13 protein-coding genes are annotated in these 17,545 nt (G+C 70.6%); 9 read left to right on the top strand and 4 right to left on the bottom strand.

All coding sequences use genetic code 11. From position 1 onward, the window contains the following. Positions 1-7 precede the first annotated feature (7 nt). The 3 genes from A3CQ_RS0143515 to A3CQ_RS0143505 are packed head-to-tail and all read left to right on the top strand — an operon-like array spanning position 8 to position 5,476. Positions 8-1,282, top strand: coding sequence for an SGNH/GDSL hydrolase family protein (locus A3CQ_RS0143515; protein ID WP_020517262.1), 1,275 nt, complete (start codon positions 8-10; stop codon positions 1,280-1,282). Beyond that, positions 1,279-4,233, top strand: coding sequence for a glycosyl hydrolase 115 family protein (locus A3CQ_RS0143510; protein WP_020517261.1), 2,955 nt, complete (start codon positions 1,279-1,281; stop codon positions 4,231-4,233). The genes A3CQ_RS0143515 and A3CQ_RS0143510 overlap by 4 nt, the downstream gene beginning before the upstream one ends. A 1-nt stretch (position 4,234) precedes the next feature. After that, on the top strand, positions 4,235-5,476 hold the full coding sequence (locus tag A3CQ_RS0143505) for an SGNH/GDSL hydrolase family protein (protein ID WP_020517260.1): 1,242 nt from the start codon (positions 4,235-4,237) through the stop codon (positions 5,474-5,476). 545 nt (positions 5,477-6,021) lie between these two features. On the opposite strand, the gene A3CQ_RS0143500 is transcribed toward A3CQ_RS0143505, so the two are convergent. Further along, positions 6,022-6,642 (bottom strand): L-threonylcarbamoyladenylate synthase, encoded by a 621-nt coding sequence (locus A3CQ_RS0143500; protein WP_020517259.1) that lies wholly within the window; start codon positions 6,640-6,642, stop codon positions 6,022-6,024. Between the two features lie 83 nt (positions 6,643-6,725). Here A3CQ_RS0143500 and A3CQ_RS0143495 point away from each other — a divergent pair, with 83 nt between their 5' ends. Then, positions 6,726-7,670, top strand: a complete 945-nt coding sequence (locus A3CQ_RS0143495) for a GlxA family transcriptional regulator (RefSeq protein WP_020517258.1) — start codon at positions 6,726-6,728, stop codon at positions 7,668-7,670. Here the strand turns inward: A3CQ_RS0143495 and A3CQ_RS56135 are convergent. Then, positions 7,573-8,472, bottom strand: a complete 900-nt coding sequence (locus A3CQ_RS56135; RefSeq protein ID WP_051115531.1) for an NAD(P)-dependent oxidoreductase — start codon at positions 8,470-8,472, stop codon at positions 7,573-7,575. The two genes, A3CQ_RS0143495 and A3CQ_RS56135, sit on opposite strands and share 98 nt — an antisense overlap. 52 nt (positions 8,473-8,524) lie before the next feature. Continuing rightward, positions 8,525-11,398, bottom strand: a complete 2,874-nt coding sequence (locus A3CQ_RS0143485) for an NACHT domain-containing protein (protein ID WP_020517256.1) — start codon at positions 11,396-11,398, stop codon at positions 8,525-8,527. 128 nt (positions 11,399-11,526) lie between these two features. Between A3CQ_RS0143485 and A3CQ_RS0143480 the strand changes: the two genes are divergently transcribed. From A3CQ_RS0143480 to A3CQ_RS0143460, 5 genes are all read left to right on the top strand, one after another. Then, positions 11,527-12,966, top strand: a complete 1,440-nt coding sequence (locus tag A3CQ_RS0143480) for an NAD-dependent succinate-semialdehyde dehydrogenase (RefSeq protein ID WP_020517255.1) — start codon at positions 11,527-11,529, stop codon at positions 12,964-12,966. An 85-nt stretch (positions 12,967-13,051) separates the two neighbouring features. Beyond that, on the top strand, positions 13,052-13,456 hold the full coding sequence (locus tag A3CQ_RS0143475; protein ID WP_020517254.1) for a GntR family transcriptional regulator: 405 nt from the start codon (positions 13,052-13,054) through the stop codon (positions 13,454-13,456). A gap of 5 nt (positions 13,457-13,461) precedes the next feature. Further along, positions 13,462-14,343, top strand: a complete 882-nt coding sequence (locus tag A3CQ_RS0143470; protein ID WP_020517253.1) for an ABC transporter ATP-binding protein — start codon at positions 13,462-13,464, stop codon at positions 14,341-14,343. Beyond that, positions 14,340-15,356, top strand: coding sequence for an ABC-2 membrane transporter-related protein (locus A3CQ_RS0143465; RefSeq protein ID WP_020517252.1), 1,017 nt, complete (start codon positions 14,340-14,342; stop codon positions 15,354-15,356). The genes A3CQ_RS0143470 and A3CQ_RS0143465 overlap by 4 nt, the downstream gene beginning before the upstream one ends. A gap of 166 nt (positions 15,357-15,522) precedes the next feature. Continuing rightward, entirely contained in the window at positions 15,523-16,632 is a 1,110-nt protein-coding gene (locus A3CQ_RS0143460; RefSeq protein WP_020517251.1) for a sugar ABC transporter substrate-binding protein, read from the top strand. Between the two features lie 112 nt (positions 16,633-16,744). On the opposite strand, the gene A3CQ_RS0143455 is transcribed toward A3CQ_RS0143460, so the two are convergent. Beyond that, positions 16,745-17,467 (bottom strand): alanyl-tRNA editing protein, encoded by a 723-nt coding sequence (locus A3CQ_RS0143455; RefSeq protein WP_020517250.1) that lies wholly within the window; start codon positions 17,465-17,467, stop codon positions 16,745-16,747. Between the last annotated feature and the right edge of the window lie 78 nt (positions 17,468-17,545).

Here is a 17,545-nt window from a genome sequence, read left to right as displayed (position 1 = left end):
GACCGTCGTGAGTACCAGACGCGAGCTGCTTGTCATCGGCGCCGGCGTCGCGACCGTCGCCGCGACCGGCGGCGCCGGCAAGCCGGCCCCGGCGCACGGACCCGCCGGCTGGGCCGCCACCTGGGCGGCCGCCCCCACCACCATCCCCGTGCGCGGCGCGCCGACTGTCCTCGAGGGGCAGACCATCCGGCACGTCGTGCACTGCTCGACCGGCGGCGACGAACTGCGCATCCGCCTGTCCAACGAGTTCGGCGAGACACCGTTGCACGTCAGCGCCGTCCACGTGGCGCTGCGGGCGGGCACCGGCGCCAGCACGGCCATCGTGCCCGGCACCGACCGGCGGGTCACCTTCTCCGGACGGCCCGACCCGCTCATCCCGGCCGGGTCGCCGCTGGTCAGCGACCCGGTGCGGCTCCGGCTCCCGGCCGGCGGCGACCTGGCGATCAGCCTCTACTTCGCCGGCCGGACCACGGTCACCACCCTCGCGGCGTTCGCCTTCCAGGACAACGTGATCGCCCAGGGCGACGTGACCGGGGCCCGCACGATCACCGCGCAGTCGGTCATCGGCCAGTACCTGTTCCTCTCCGGCGTCGCCGTGCGCGAGCGCGACGGCGCCGCGATCGTGACGCTCGGCGATTCCATCACCAACGGCGCGAACACGCAGAACAACCTGAACCACCGCTGGCCCGACCTTCTCGGTGCCCGGCTGCGCGCTGCGAAGATCGAGCTGGGGATCGCGAACGTCGGCATCTCCGGCAACCGGCTGCTGCACGACCCGAACCCGCCGGCCGGCAGCGACGCCGAGACGTTCGCGAACTACTTCGGCGTCAGCGCGCTGCGCCGCTTCGACCGGGACGTGCTGGCCCAGCCGGGCCGGCGGTTCGTGATCGTGCTGCTCGGGGTCAACGACCTCGGCCACCCCGGCACGGTCGCGCCGCCGTCCGAGGTGGTCAGCGCCGACGACCTGATCGCCGGGCACCGGCAGCTGATCGCTCGGGCGCACGACGCCGGCCTCACCGCGATCGGCGGGACGATCCTGCCGTTCAAGGACGACACGCTCGGCTTCTACTCGGTCGAGAACGAGGCGAAGCGGCAGAAGCTCAACCGCTGGATCCGCACCAGCGGCGAGTACGACGGCGTGGTCGACTTCGACCGGGCGATGGGCGATCCGGCCGATCCGATCCGGCTCAACCCCGCCTACGACAGCGGGGACCACCTGCACCCCAACGACGCCGGGATGGCCGTGATGGCGTCGGCCGTGAACCTCAGGTTGTTCCGATGAGGGCCGCGCTCGCTCTCGTGCTGGTCGCCCCGCTCTTGGCGGTGCCGGCGTCGTCGGCCTCGGCCTCGTCGCCGGCGGACACAACCTCCGATTACGTCAGCACGCATCCCGGGCCCGGGCGTTTCCCCCTCGCCGGGGCGCCGGTGCTGGTCGACGACGCGGACTACCCCGGGGTGGTCCGGGTCGCCGGCGATCTGCGCAGCGACCTCCATAGGGTCACTTCCGCCGAAATATCATCGAAAAAGGACCCGATCATCGTCGGGACGATCGGCCACAGCCCCACCCTCGCCAAGATCATCGCTCGCGGCAAGATCGACGTGTCGTCGATCCAGGGCAAGTGGGAGACGACGATCGAGCAGGTCGTCGAGAACCCGCTGCCCGGCGTGAAGCGCGCCTTCGTGATCGCCGGTAGCGACCAGCGCGGCACCATCTACGGGGCCTACGACCTGTCGCGGAACATCGGCGTCTCCCCGTGGTACTTCTGGGACGACGTGCCGGTCGCGCACCAGGACAACCTGTACGTCCTGCCCGGCCGCCACAGCCAGGGCACCCCGGCCGTGAAGTACCGCGGCTTCTTCATCAACGACGAGAACCCCGACACCGGCACCTGGGCCCCCGCGTACTTCGGGCCGGGCAAGGCGCCCGGCTACCCCGGCGGCCTCAACGCGAACTACTACGCCAAGGTCTTCGAGACCATGCTCCGGCTCAAGGCCAACTACCTGTGGCCGGCCGTCTGGGGACGGGCGTTCGCCGAGGACGACCCGGACAACCACGCCACCGCCACCCGGTACGGCGTCGTCATGGGCACCTCGCACGAGGCGCCGATGATGCGCGGCATCGAGGAGTGGAACCGGCACGCCGTCAACGGCACCGACCCGTACGGCGGCAACGGGATGTGGAGCTTCCGGCAGAACCCCGACGCGATCAAGGCGTACTGGCGCGACGGCGCCGAGCGGATGCGCGACCAGGACATCGAGGGCGTGATCACGCTCGGCATGCGCGGCAACGGCGACGTCTCGCTGCCCGACGGCGACGGTATCGACCTGATGAGCTCGATCATCGACAGCCAGCGGGCGATCCTGCAGGAGACCGGGCTGATCGACCGCCCCCAGGTGCAGACCCTCTACAAGGAGGTCCAGCGCTACTGGGACAAGGGCTACCGGCCGCCGGACGACGTCACCGTCGTGTTCTGCGACGACAACTGGGGCAACATGCGCAAGCTGCCCGACCCGTCGCTGCCCCCGCGCAGCGGTGGCTACGGCATGTACTACCACTTCGACTACGTCGGTGGCGGCCGCAACTACAAGTGGGCCGACACGGCGAACCTCACCAACACGTGGGAGCAGCTGCATCTCGCGTACACGTCGGGGGTCAACCGCCTCTGGGTCGCGAACGTCGGCGATCTCAAGAACGAGGAGCTGCCGACGCAGTTCTTCCTCGACTACGCCTGGAACCCGAGCAAGTGGCCCGTGAGCAAGCTGGGGGAGTGGACGCGGCAATTCGCCGAGGAGAGCTTCGGGACGCGGCTCGCGCCCGCGATCGCCACAATCCTTGACGCGTACGGGCATCTGCAGTCCCGCCGCAAGCCGGAGCTGCTGAACCGGCGGATCACGGTGGACCCGGCCAAGGACATCACCACCGACTCCTCGGCCGTCGTGTACGACGATCAGCAGACGCCGTTCAGCCTCACCGACTACGGCGAGATGGACCGGGTCACCAACGACTGGCTGGCCCTGGCCGCCTCGGCGGATCACCTGAGAAAACAGGTGCCGGCGGCCTGGCAGGACGCGTTCTACCAGCTCGTCTACTACCAGGTGAAGGACACGGCGATCGTCTACGACCTGCGCCGGGCCGAGTTCACCAACATCGCGTACGCGGCGCAGGGCCGGGCGGCCACCAACGCGCTCGCCGACCGGGCCGAGGCGCTGTTCGCCCAGGACCAGGCGATGAGCGACCACTACAACACCGTGCTGGCCGGCGGGAAGTGGAAGGACTGGCAGCTGCAACCCAAGATCGGGTACGGGAACGTGGCCCGCTACGGGCCGAACGCGCCGTGGCAGCAGCCGGAGCTCAACAACGTGGCGCTGCCGGACGAGATCTTCCCGTACCTGCAGCGGATCACCGTCCCCGCGGGGCCGGCGATGGGCGTCGCGCTCGACGGCGGGTCGGCTACGACACTGCCCTCGTTCAGCCCGTGGCAGAGTCAGGCGCCGCAGTACATCGACGTCTACAACAAGGGGACGACTCCGTTCGCGTACACGATCAGTAGTGGCGCTCCGTGGCTGCGGGTGAGCAACGCCGCCGGCACGGTCACCGACCAGATCCGCGCCACGGTCACCGTCGACTGGCGACACGCACCGCGCGGTGTGCGGAGCGTGCCGATCACCATCACCGGGGCCGGCTCGACCACCACTGTGCAGGCGCCGATCTCCAACCCGGCGCTGCGGCCGGCCGGGTTCCTCGAGGCCAACGGATACGTGGCGATCGAGGCCGACCACTACAGCCGCAGGACCGGGAACTGGCAGCTGCTGCCGGGCATCGGCCGGACCGGCAACGGCCTGGCGGCGCTCGCCTCCGGCGGGCGGCTCGACTACACGATGACGCTGACCACCAGCGGGCCGGTCCAGGTCTCGGCCTACCTGTCCCCGCGCAACAACGTCCTGCCCACCGACGGTCTCAAGTACGCGGTGTCGATCGACGGCGAGACGCCGCAGGTGGTCAACGTGACCACGGCGACCGGCGCCAACGACACCACGATGAACCGGCAGTGGGAGCGCAACACCTCGCAGAACACCAACGTCACCACGACGACTCACACCGTCGCCGCGGCGGGCACCCACACGCTCACCTTCTGGTCCGTGGACCCGACCGTCATCGTCCAGCGCCTGGTCGTGGACACCGGCGGCGTCAAGTACAGCTACCTCGGACCGCCCGAGAGCCGGAGGGCCTGACATGCGCAGACGTTCCCTGCTGAGCCTGAGCGGAGCGGCCGTCCCGGCCGCGCTGCTCGGGCCCGCCACGGCCGCTTCCGCCCACTCCCGGCGCTGGCTGCACACCTGGGTGGCGATGCCGCAGCTCACCGAGCCCGGCAACCTGCCACCGGCGCCGTTCACCGGGGCCTCCTCGGTCCTCGTCGACACCACGCTCCGGCAGACCGTGCACGTGACGGCAGGCGGCTCCCGGCTGCGGGTGCGCTTCTCCAACGCGTTCGGCGGGGCGGCGCTGCCGATCACCCAGGCCGCGGTCGCCCTGCCGGCCGGCGGAAAGGCCGGGGTCTCGGCGATCGTCGCCGGCACGTCGCGGCCGATCACCTTCGGCGGGCGGGCCTCGGTGGTCGTCCCGACCGGCGCCCACGTGGTGTCCGACCCGATCGACCTGCCCGTCCCCGCGGGCGCGAACCTGACGATCAGCACCTACCTGGCCGCCGGACAGCAGACTCTGAACCTCACTTCGCACCCCGGGTCGCGCACCACGACGTACCTGCTGAATGGGAATTTTGTCCCGGCCCTTGATCTGTCCGGCGCGGCGACCGTGGCGCACTGGTACCTGATCAGCGGGGTGGAGATCCTCGGGGACGCCCCGGCGATCGCGATCGTGGGAGACTCGCTCACCGACGGGCGGGGCTCCACGACCGACGGGAACGACCGCTGGCCCGACCAGTTGTTCGCCCGGCGCCCGCACACGGCCGTGCTCAACCAGGCGGCCGGCGGCAACCGGGTGCTCAACGACGGCCTCGGCCCGAACGTGCTGGCCCGCCTCGACCGCGACGTGCTGGCCACCAGCGGCGTCGACCGGATGCTCATCTTCGAGGGCGTCAACGACATCGGCACGGCCCCGGCGACCGTCGCCGACCAGAAACAGGTGGTCGACGACCTGCTGTTCGCCTTCGAGCAGGTGGTGCTGCGCGCACACGCCCGCGACATCACCGTCTACGGCGCCACGATCACCCCGTTCGGCGGCAACACCGGCTACGACGACCCCGACGGCCTGCGCGAGCAGTCCCGCCAGGAGATCAACGCCCGCATCCGCCGAGGCCGCCTCTTCGACGAGATGGCCGACTTCGACGTGGCCGCCCGCGACCCGGCAATTCCCCGCCAGCTCAATCCCGCCTACGACACCGGCGACCACCTGCACCTGAACCCGACCGGCTACGGAGCCCTCGCGGCGGCTGTGCCCCTGCGCTGGCTCTCCTGAAGACGTCCCGCGCGATCCCCGGGCTTACGCGGACCCGGGGCTCGCGCGGGACCCCTTTGCTCTGCGCACCCATACGCCCTGCTCTGCGCACCCATACGCCCTGCTCTGCGCACCCATACGCCCTGCTCTGCGTACCTGTACGCCCTGCTCTGCGCACCTATACGCCCTGCTCTGCGCACCTATACGCCCTGCTCTGCGCACCTATACGCCCTGCTCTGCGCACCTATACGCCCTGCTCTGCGCACCTCCGCGCGCGGCGGGCCCCTCGCGGTGGGAAGGTGGCTGAGCGCCGCTTGCCATGGCCCGGGGTGTGCCGTGCCTGGTTGCGGCGGTGCGGCCGCTGGACAGCTTTTCGGGGGCAAGGTCCGCGTCGCCGCGGTCGATGGGCTGTCCTTTTCATGGCCAGGGGCCGGCGTGTTGCGGTGGCGGCGTCGGCGGATGGATCTCGCCGGTCGCCGCTGCGGGAAAGTAGATGAACCGGGCCGACGGGGCTGCAACGAGCGCGACCAGGCAGCCGCCCGGGCCATGGCAATCCAGCCGGTGGGTTACTCGAAGCGGGTGATGTCGCCGGAGCCGACGCGGATGATTTCGGGTTCGCCGTCGGAGAGGTCGATGACCGTCGTGGGCTCGACGCTGCACTCGCCGGCGTCGAGGACGGCGTCGACGGCGTGGTCGAGCGTTTCCTTGATCTCCCAGCCCATCGTCATCGGCTCGTCGTGGTCGGGGAGCAGCAGCGTGCTCGACACCAGGGGCTCGCCCAGCTCGTCCAGCAGCGCCTGGGCCACGACGTGTTCGGGGATGCGCACGCCGACCGTCTTCTTCTTCGGGTGCAGCAGCCGGCGCGGAACCTCCTTGGTGGCCGGCAGGATGAACGTGTACGGCCCGGGGGTCGACGCCTTCACCAGCCGGAACGAGGCGTTGTTGATCTGCACGAACTGGCCCAGCTGGGCGAAGTCGCGGCACATCAGCGTGAAGTGGTGCCGGTCGTCCAGATGCCGGATCTCGCGGATCCGGTCCAGGCCGTCCTTGTTGCCCATCCGGCAGCCCAGCGCGAAACACGAGTCCGTCGGGTAGGCGATCAGCCCGTCCTGCCGCACGATGTCGGCCACCTGCCGGATCGCCCGGGGCTGCGGGTTCTCCGGATGCACGTCGAAATACTTCGCCACCCGGGCAGCTTAGTGATGCCGTACGGGCCACTGTCGCGCGACTGGCTGTGCCGCCCGCGCGTTTCCGCTGGCAGGGTCGTTGTGTGCGTAACGTCGCCGTGCTGATGCCGTCCACCGTTCGCCCGTTCGAGTTGGCCGTGTACTGCGAGGTCTTCGGCGTCGACCGGTCGAGCCAGGGCGTGCCTCGCTTCGACTTCGCGATCTGCTCCGAGCGGCCGGGCGTCCCGGTGCCCACCGACGGCGGCCTGCACGTCACGCCGACCGCGGGCCTCGACCGGCTCGCGGCGGCGGACCTGGTCGCGGTGGCGCCGCCGGCCTCGCCGTCGCGCGAGGTGAGTCCGGCGGTCGCGGCGGCGCTGCACGCCGCCGTCGACCGAGGATCGCGGGTGGTCGCGGTGTGTTCGGCCGCGTTCCTCCTGGCGTCGGCCGGGCTTCTCGATGGCCGTACGGTGGCCGCGCACTGGATGCACGCGGATCGCCTGCGGTTGTGGTTCCCGCGGGTGACCGTCGACGAGTCAGTGCCCTACGTCGACGACGACCCGATTCTCACCTCGGCCGGCACCGCCGCCGGCATCGACCTGTGCCTGCACCTGATCCGCAAGGACAACGGCGCGGCGGCGGCCGCGGCGGTGGAGCGCGGGATGCTGACCGGGCCGTATCGGACGGCCGCCCCGGCCTTGGGTTCCCGGCGTGACGACGGGATCGGCCAACTGCTCGACTGGGCGCTGGGGAATCTGCACGAGGACCTGTCCATCGACGTCCTGGCCCGGCGCGCGTTCCTGTCGACCCGCTCGTTCGCCCGCCGCTTCCGGGCCGCGACCGGCACCACGCCGTACGCCTGGGTGCTGGAGCAACGGGTGCGCCGGGCGCAGGAACTGCTCGAGACCGACCCGGCGATGGGCGTCGAGGAGGCCGCGGGCCGCGCCGGCTTCAGCTCGGCGGCCCTGCTACGGCAGCATTTCCAGCGCCGCTTCGGCTGCTCCCCGTCGGAGTACCGCTCCCGCTTCGCGCCCTCATCGCGCGGATGACCGCGGCCATGTCCTCCCCGCCGTAGCCCTGCCCCTCGGTCTCCGCGAAGAGCTCGCGGCACACGTCCAGAAGCGGCATCGCGATCCCGCGCCGGTCGGCGGCCTCGACGATGAGCCGGTTGTTGTGGTGCACGTCCTGGATGGCCGCCTGCACCCCGAAGTCGCGGTCGACGAGCTTGCCGGCCTTGCCCCGCGAGACGTACGAAGCCATCGGCCCGGCGTCGAGCACGTCCTTCAGGATGCGGACGTCGAGCCCGTGCCCCTCGGCGAAGTGGAACGCCTCGGCCAGCCCGGTCACCATGCTGATCAGGAAGGTGTTGACGGCCAGCTTCATGAGCAGCCCCTGCGGCACCGGCCCGCAGTCGAACACCTCGCGGCACATCGGCGTCAGGAGAGGGCGCACCCGATCCCGGTCTTCCGGCTCCCCGGCCAGCATCGCGACGAGTTGTCCCGCCTCGGCCGGCCCCCGCGATCCCGACACGGGCGCCTCGACGTATCGCCCGCTGGCCACCGCGATGCGCTCACCGAGCGCGGCCGAGTACTCCGGCGAGGTGGTGCCCATGTGCACCACGGTCCGGCCGTCCAGGTAGGGACCGAGCACGGAGTCGATCGCCTCGCCGTGAGCCAGCATGAGAAACACGATCTCGGCCCGCTCGAAGACTTCCCTCGGCCCGGCCGCGAACTGTGCGCCCGCCAGCGGCACGCCCGACCGCGTCCAGACCACAAGCTCATGGCCGGCCGCGACCAGGTTGGCCGCCATCGGCCGGCCCATCACCCCGAGCCCGAGAAACCCCAACACCATGATCGACAAGATAGGCCGTCCTCGGCATCGCGAACATGGCGATCGTGCGCCGTCATCCCGCCATTTCGCTGAGGGTCGCCTGGGCTCGATCGAGGTACTCCCGGTACAGCGCCTGACGGCCGGGCTCGATGTCGGTGATGCTTTCGGGGCCCGGGTCTTCGAGCAGCAGTTCAAGTAGGTCGCGAACGTCGGAGCGCCATTTGTCCTCGGCCAGGTAGACCGTGGGCTGGAAGCTGATGTCGCCGATGGCGCGCCAGAACGGAATGAGCGTGTAGGCCAGTTCGCGGGCGTCGATGCAGGTCTGGGCGAAGGCAGACTTCCGGATCAAATGGCCCGTCGGGCTCTCGGCCGGCACGGCTACGTCGTCGGGGCGAGGGCCGCCGCGGGGTGCGTCCTCCGGCGGCCACGGCAGGGACGGGAAGACCCATACGTCGGTGCCGTCCTCGGTGCGCACGGTCAGCCTGGCCGGGGAACCCAGCTCCCAGCAGACCCGCAGCGACTGCCAGAGGCGACGGGCGTCCTCGGGTTCGAGCTGGGCCAGGCAGAGCAGGGCGAAGCGGCGCCAGTTGACGGCCACCGGTTCGCCGACCAACTCGGCCGCGTCCACCGGGCCGTCGGTGAGCAGGACCGCCAGGCAGGTCAGGTTCGCGGCGAAGGCCGCCTGGCGCTGGGCGGCCGTGCGGCGCTCGGGCTCGTAGGCGGCCAGCGACCAGGTGGGGTGCGGATAGCCCGCGTCGGCCAGCAGCTCCAGCACCAGAGCACGGGAGCGTTCGCGGGTGCCGGGGTCGAGGCGGGCGATCAGTCCCTGGCAGAACTCCCAGAGCGGGGCTCGCCTGGTGATGACGGCGAACGAGGTCAGGGCGTGGAAGAAGCCGGCGTCCAGAGTGGCGCCCTGGCGGCGCCGCAGCCGGGCCCGGTCCTCGGCCAGCTCGGTCATGGCGCTGACGATCTGGCGGGCGGCGAGGAATTCGGCGAAGGTGGCGTGCAGGAACTCGAAACTGCGCTCGACGCCGCCCGTGTCGCGGCTCGCCTGGGACTCGTGGACGAAGAAGAAGCGGCCCACCAGCAGCTGACCGACGCCGAGCGGGCGGGTCGAGGCGGCGGTCGTGCGGTCCTCGGCGCTGAGCAGCTGGCGGGCGTCCTCGTCCAGCTCGGGTTCGAGAATGACGTCGCGGCCGCGGTTGTGCATGGCGATCGCGACCGCGGACAGGCGGCGCCACTCGGCCGCCACCTCGGCATCCCACTGCTCCGGGCCCAGGTCGCCGCCGAACTTGTCGACCTGCCGCTCGAAGAAGTCCTTGAAAATGCGCTCGTAGAGCTCGACCCGGCCCAGCCCGCCGCCCGTGTCCTGCAGCTGGTTGCCGCGACTGTCGTAGATGGCCAGCAGGAGCAGCAGCAGCGGCTGCTCGGCCAGTTCGCGGTGCGCGATCGCCGCCTCGACCGGCAGCGTCCGCAGGCCGCGGGCGGCCAGGCCGGGCGCGTTGAGGCCGTTCCAGACCCGCAGCCAGGCGGCGATCTGCTCGTCGCCGAACTGGTCGAGCCGGACGACCGTGGTCTTCTCCGGGATGCGGGCCCGGTCGGCGACCACGGTGCGGCTGGTGACCACGATGGCCAGCGGGCGGCCCAGCTCGGCCTCGCGCTGCTGGAAGTCCTGCAGCTGTTCCAGGTAACCGGCCCAGTTCTGGCCGGTGGCCTGCAGCAGCTCGTCGAAGCCGTCCATCATGACGACCGGCAGCGCCGGGCCGGCCCGGCGGATCAGCTCGGGCCAGGTGACCGACTCGCCGAGCTGGAGTTCCAGGGCCTCCTGGATCTGCTGCTGCACGGGCGCGTCGGCTCGCACGTTGCGCAGCTCGACCCGGACCGGCAGGAAACCGGCGGTGGCCAGCCGGGCGGCGAGCACCCGGGTGAGCACCGACTTGCCGGAGCCGGGCTGTCCGAGCACGACGATCGGCCGGTCGGTGGCCTCCGGGGTGGTGAGCACGGCGATCAGGAAGTCCTGCACGGCGGGCAGCCGGCGGCTCTCCTCGGCCCACCATCGCTCGGTGGCGACCAGGCTGCCCGGGTTGGCGATCGCCACGTGCCCGGCCGGTTCCTGGTAGCCGTCGCGCAGGGTGGGCAGGTTCAGGTCGGGGGCGTCGGCGGCGCTGAGGATCGGCTTGTCCATCCGGGCCTCGTAGATCCGGACGAGGCCGTCGCGCACGGCGTCGGTCGCGGCGTGCCGCTCGGCGCTCGCCTCCCGGATCAGCTCGCGGGTGGCCCGGGCGTCGAAGTCCTGGGTCCAGAGGCGGAACTCGGGGATCTCGGCGGCGAGCCGGCGGTAGGCCTCGCGGTAGCGCCGGATCGAGTCGGCGCCGATCTCCTCGAGGCCGGGCCGCAGGTCCTTGCCCTCGAAGAGGCGCATCCCGGACAGGAACTGCACGACGAAGGCCGCCATCTGCCGGCAGTAGGTCTCGACGTCCTGCTCCAGGGACTCCGCCGGGTGCAGCGGGGTCGGACAGGGCGCGTGCGCGTGCGCGAGCTGGGCCACCATGCTGTCGTAGGAGCCGGTCACCGGTTCACCGGCCGCGATCGCCGCCTGCTCGGCGGCGCTGATCCCGGCCGCGTCGAGTTGCATGCCGTGGGCCTCGAACCACGCGTCGAGGGCCTCGTAGAAGGACACCAGCACGATGACCGTGTGGGCCGCCACCAGGCGATCGGTGCGGTCGAAGCGGCTCAGGCCCCGGACCTTGTTCCGCCACGCGCGGACCGCGGCGTGTCCCCAGCTCACGACCTGGTCACGCAGCGCGAAGAAATCGACCGTCCCGGCGCTGGCCACGGTCACCACGCCCGCCGCCGCACCGGCCGCCGATCCCGCGCGGGTGACCAGCTCGGCATCGCCGTCGAGAAGCCGGACCGCGTCGGCGAAGGACAGTCCCCGTGACCTCATCGGGCGGACGTTAACGGACGGTGTCCGCCCGGTCCATCCGGCGGTGCTCACCTCCGTACGATATGAGGTATTTGTCGTTGCTCTTGATCGTGGCGACGGAACCGTGGCGAGAACGGCGTGCTCGGACAATGCTGGGGGTCGTGGAAACTGAACTCTTCATCGGTGGCAAGTGGGTCCCCGCGTCCTCCGGGGATCGATTCGACGTGCTCGATCCGGCGACCGGGGACGTGATCGCCTCCGTCGCCGATGGCGGGGAGAGCGATGCGATGGCGGCGGTCGACGCGGCCGCGGCGGCGGGAAAAACCTGGGCAAAAACCCCTCCGCGCGTACGGGGGGAAGCTCTGCGCCGGGCGTTCGAGCTGATGACGGCGCGGGCGGACGAGCTGGCCAAGCTGATCTCGCTGGAGAACGGCAAGGCGCTGACCGACGCCAAGGGCGAGGTCACGTACGCGGCCGAGTTCTTCCGGTGGTTCGCGGAGGAGGCCGTGCGCGGGGAGGGGATGATCAGCACGGCGCCGAGCGGGGCCAACCGGATCCTCGTCGTGCGGCAGCCGGTCGGGGTGTGTGTGCTGGTGACGCCGTGGAACTTCCCGGCCGCGATGGCGACCCGGAAGATCGGGCCGGCGCTCGCGGCGGGGTGCACGGTGGTCCTCAAGCCGGCCAGTGACACGCCGCTGACCGCGCTGGCGATGGCGGCGATCCTGGCCGAGGCGGGCGTGCCGGACGGGGTGGTCAACGTGCTGCCCTCGCGAAGCTCGGGCAAGGTCGTATCGAAGATGCTGCACGACCCGCGGGTACGCAAGGTGTCGTTCACCGGGTCGACCGAGGTCGGGCGGATCCTGCTCGCCCAGGCGGCCGACACCGTCGTGAACACGTCGATGGAGCTGGGCGGCAACGCGCCGTTCCTGGTCTTCGCGGACGCCGACCTGGACGCGGCGCTGGACGGCGCGATGATCGCGAAGATGCGCAACGGCGGCGAGGCGTGCACGGCGGCGAACCGGTTCTACGTCGAGGCGCCGGTGGCCGAGGAGTTCTCCCGGCGTCTGGCCGAGCGGATGGCCGGCCTCGTGGTGGGCCCGGGGACCGACGAGAAGACGCAGGTCGGGCCCCTGGTGAACGAGGACACCGTGGCGAAGGTCGACGGGCTCGTGCGGGGTGCGCTCGACGGCGGCGCCACGGCGGTCACCGGCGGCACGCGGCCGGGCGGGCCGGGCTTCTACTACCCGCCGACCGTGCTGACCGGGGTGCCGGGGGACGCGCCGATCCTGCGCGAGGAGATCTTCGGGCCGGTCGCGCCGATCGTCACGTTCACCTCCGAGGACGAGGCGGTCCGGTACGCGAACGACACCGAGTTCGGGCTGGTCGCGTACGTCTTCACCCGTGACCTCGCCCGCGGCCTGCGGGTGAGCGAGGCGATCGAGGCCGGCATGGTCGGCCTCAACCGGGGCCTGGTCAGCGACCCGGCGGCGCCGTTCGGCGGGGTCAAGCAGAGCGGGATCGGGCGCGAGGGCGGCCACGAGGGGCTGCTGGAGTACCTGGAATCGAAGTACATCGCGCTCAACTGGTAGTTCGCTGAGAAGAAGGCCGGGGGTCTTGCCCCCGGCCTTCTCTATTCCGCTATTGTGCTAGGCACCTAGTGGAATAGGGATGCCAATGATCGAGTTCCATCTGGACGCCCGCTCGGGCGTCGCGCCCTACATGCAGCTGATCCAGCAGGTGCGCCACGCCATGCGGCTGGGCCTGCTGAAGGAGGGCGACAAGCTGCCCACGGTCAAGGACGTCGTGGCCAGCGTCGCCATCAACCCGAACACGGTGCTCAAGGCGTACCGCGAGCTGGAGTACGAGGGGCTCGTGCAGCCCCGGCCCGGCCTCGGCACGTTCGTGACCCGCACCCTCGGCGACGAGGCCGACCTGGCCGCGCACGAGCCGCTGCGCCGCGACCTCGAGGGCTGGCTGGCCAAGGCGCGCGACGCCGGTCTCGACGACGAGAGCATCGAGGCGCTGTTCGTGAACACATTTCGTCACTTTTCGGCTGAGCGAGCAGGAAGACGGGGGTAACGACGATGACGAGCGTGGTCGTGACTGAAGGCCTCACCAAGCGGTACGGCCGGCGCCCGGCGCTGGCCGACTGCACCCTCGACATCCCGGCCGGCCACGTGGTCGGCCTGGTCGGGCCGAACGGCGCGGGGAAGTCGACGCTGCTGCAGCTGATCTGCGGGCTGTTGCGGCCCTCCGCGGGCCGGCTGTCGGTGCTCGGCGGTGAACCGGCCAGCGGCTCGGCCCGGCTCGGCTTCGTCGCCCAGGACACCCCGGTCTACTCCGGTCTCAGCGTCGAGGAGCACCTGCGCTTCGGCGCCCACCTCAACCCGTCCTGGGACGACCAGCTCGCCCACGAGCGGGTCGACCGGCTCGGCCTCGACCCCAAGCAGAAGGCCGGTAAGCTCTCCGGCGGCCAGCGCGCCCAGCTCGCCCTGACCGTGGCCATCGCCAAGCGGCCCGACCTGCTGCTGCTCGACGAGCCGGTCGCCGCCCTCGACCCGCTCGCGCGCCGCGAGTTCCTTCAAGGACTCATGGAGTACGTCGCCGAGTCCGGCACCAGCGTCGTCATGTCCTCCCACCTGGTCGCCGACCTGGAACGTGTCTGCGACTACCTGATCGTGCTGGTCCGGTCCCGCGTGCGGGTCGCGGGGGAGGTGGAGGAACTGCTCGCCACCCACCACCGGCTCACCGGCCCGCGGATCGACCCGGAGGCGCTCGGCCCCGGCCGCGCGGTGGTGCATGCCCGGCACACCGACGTGCAGTCCACGCTCGTGGTGCGCAGTTCCGCCCCGATCGAGGACCCGGCGTTCAGCGTCGACGGCATCGATCTGGAAGACCTCGTTCTGGCCTACATGTCCGAAGCGGCCGAGTCGGGCCGCGACCGCGTACTGGAGAAGCAGCGATGACCTGGCTCACCTGGCGGCAGTTCCGCACCCAAGCTCTGATCGGCATCGGGCTCGCGGCGGTGGTCGCCGCGGTCTTCCTCGCGACCCGGGGATCGCTGCTGGCCATGGCCCGCGACTCCGGCTACACCGGCTGCACCGCCGACTGCGACAAGCTCGCTTCCCAGTTCCTCCGTCAGGTCGAGGGCTCGATCTACGGCCGGCTGCTGTTCAACGGCAGCGTCCTGCTGTACCTCACGCCCGCGCTGATCGGCCTGTTCTGGGGCGCCCCGCTGGTGGCCCGCGAGCTGGAGACCGGCACCCACCGCCTGGTCTGGAACCAGACCGTGAGCCGCCAGCGGTGGCTGGGCGTCAAGCTCGGCGCGATCGGCCTGGCGTCGGTCGTCGTCGCCGGCCTGATGAGCTGGGCGTTCACGGCCTGGGCGAGCCCGATCGACCGGGCCGGCGGCTGGATCCAGCCGGAGAACTTCACCGTGCGGGGCGTGGTGCCGATGGGCTACGCGGCGTTCGCCTTCGTGGCCGGGGTGGCGATCGGCATGGTGATGCGCCGGACCGTCGCGGCGATGGCCGTCACGCTCGTCGTCGTCGCGGCCGCGATCTTCCTGTCGATGACCTTCCTCCGCCCGCATCTGGTGCCGCAGACCACCCTCCAGGGCACGCTCACGGCCGAGTCGATCGGCGGGATCAGCCTCAGCCGGGAGGACCCGAACCGGGTCATTCGCGTCGAGGCGGACGCACCGGTACGCAACGCCTGGGTCCTCAGCAACACGGTGATAACGACGTCCGGCGACCTTTTCCGCGGCCCGTACGACCCCGCCAAGTGCGGCCCGGACGCGACCGGCGGCCGGGACTCCTGTGCCCAGTGGATCGCTTCGCAGGATCTGAAACAAAAAGTGATCTACCTGGGCCCGGAGAAATTCTGGCCACTCCAGTGGCGCGAGCTCGGGGTATTTCTGGTACTTTCGGCGCTTCTCGCGATCTTCTGCTTCTGGTGGATACGCCGCCGGGTGGCGTAGGGTCCGATGGCACTTTGGGTAGTCGGCCGATGCTTACGCACGGGTAGTGAACTATTTTTCACCCGGGCGCCGTACCCCTTGTCGAGCGCATCGAGTGCTGCTCGATACTGGGGGACGTTTCGGCGGACCACACAGGTCGGGATCCACCTGAGAGGACTTCTCGGAAATGCGCAAGAAGCTGCTGGCGCTCGTGACAGTCGGGCTGCTGGCTACGGCCACCATGACAGCGTGCGACGATTCAGACTCGTCGGGTAACGCTAGTGGCTCGGATTCCGGCGGCGGTTCGGGCTCGGCCCGGATCGGGGTGATCATGCCGGACACCAAGAGCTCGACGCGCTGGGCCAACGAGGACCCGAAGTACCTCAAGAAGGCGTTCGACGCCGCCGGCATCCCGGTCGAGATCGTGAACGCCCAGGGCGACCGGGCGAACTTCGTGAAGATCGGCACCGACATGGTGAACAGCGGCGTGAAGGTGCTGCTGATCGCGAACCTGGACTCGGACACCGGCAAAGAGGTGCTCGACAAGGCCAAGGCCAAGAAGATCCCGACGATCGACTACGACCGTCTCACGCTCAACGGCGGCGCCGACTACTACGTCAGCTTCGACAACGAGAAGGTCGGCCAGCTCCAGGCGAACGGCCTGATCAACTGCCTCAAGGCCAAGGGCGCGGTCAACCCGGTCATCGCGGAGCTCAATGGCTCGCCGACCGACAACAACGCGACGCAGTTCAAGGTCGGCTACGACAGCCTGCTCGACGGCAGGTACGACGCCGCCGAGTACACCAAGGGCCCCGACCAGTCCGTCCCCGACTGGGACAACGAAGAGGGCGGCAAGATCTTCGCCCAGATGCTGGACCAGCAGCCGCGGATCGGCGGCGTCCTCGCCGCGAACGACGGTCTCGGCGGAGCGGTGATCAAGGTGCTGCGCTCCAAGGGCCTCGCCGGCCGGGTTCCCGTGACCGGCCAGGACGCGACCCTCGAGGGCCTGCAGAACGTGCTGGCCGGCGACCAGTGCGTCACGATCTACAAGGCCATCGAGCCGGAGGCGCAGGCCGCCGCCAACCTGGCCATCGCTCTGTACAAGGGCCAGAAGCCGACCGCCGGTTCCCAGATCAAGGACCCGGAGTCCGGCGCCTACGTGCCGTTCGTGAGCCTCGAGCCGCGGCAGATCACCGCGGCCAAGGTCAAGGACGTAGTGGCCGACAAGTTCGTCACCAAGAAAGACCTCTGCACCGGCAAGTACGCCGCCCTCTGCGTCGAGTACGGCGTCAAGTAACCGCGCCCACCGCTGGGTTTCGCAAGAGGGGGTGGGACGCAACCGCAGGTTTGGTTGCGTCCCACCCCCTCTTGCGAGCCGAGGCCGGGGTGTGGGGCGGAGCCCCACGGTTTTATATCCCGGGGCTGAGGCGAATCCGCACCCGCCGATTCTGCCGCCCCTTGCTCTCCACCTTGACCACCTCAACGTGCCCCACCTGCCCGGTGGAAGCCACGTGAGTCCCCCCATCCGCCTGCACATCAAGCCCGACGATATCGATCACCCGGATCTCCGGCTGCTCGAGCGGCGGCAACGCGTCCTGAGTCCGCACCAGCGTCGGAATCAACAGCGCCTCCTCCCGCGGCAGCACCCGGGCGACGATCTTCCGGTCGGCCGCGATCTCGGCGTTGACCGCGTCCTCCAGGGCCTGCTTGAACCCCGGCGGCACCTCGGGCAGGTTGAAGTCCATCCGAGCCTCCCCGGGCTGCATGTTCCCGCCGGTGACCAGCGCCCCGAAGTCCCGGAACACCGTTCCGCAGAGAATGTGCAGACCGGAGTGGGTACGCATGAGCGTGCTGCGGCGGTCGTCGTCGATCGCGCCGCGCACCGTCGCCCCCGTCGGCGGCACCGGGTCACCCGGCGCCGGGATCAGGTAGAAGTCGTCGCCCTTGCGGGTGTCGACGATCCGGGTCTGCACGCCCTGCCAGAGCAGCACCCCGTGGTCCGGAGGCTGACCGCCGCCGCCCGGGTAGAAGGCGGAGCGGTCCAGCACGATGCCCGCCTCCGGGTCGGACGAGAGCACGGTGCAGTCCCACTCCCGCAGCGTCGGGTCTTCCCAGTCCAGCCTGGCGCTCATGCTGTGCCCTCCTTTGGCATGCGCTCCTGGCCCTCGCCTGCGAGGCCGTCGTCCGGTGCGGCTGGGTGCCGCTCGGTG

The sequence above is a fragment of the Paractinoplanes globisporus DSM 43857 genome, assembly GCF_000379645.1.
Classification (GTDB): Bacteria; Actinomycetota; Actinomycetes; order Mycobacteriales; family Micromonosporaceae; genus Actinoplanes; species Actinoplanes globisporus.
This window is presented reverse-complemented; position numbering and strand designations above follow the sequence as displayed.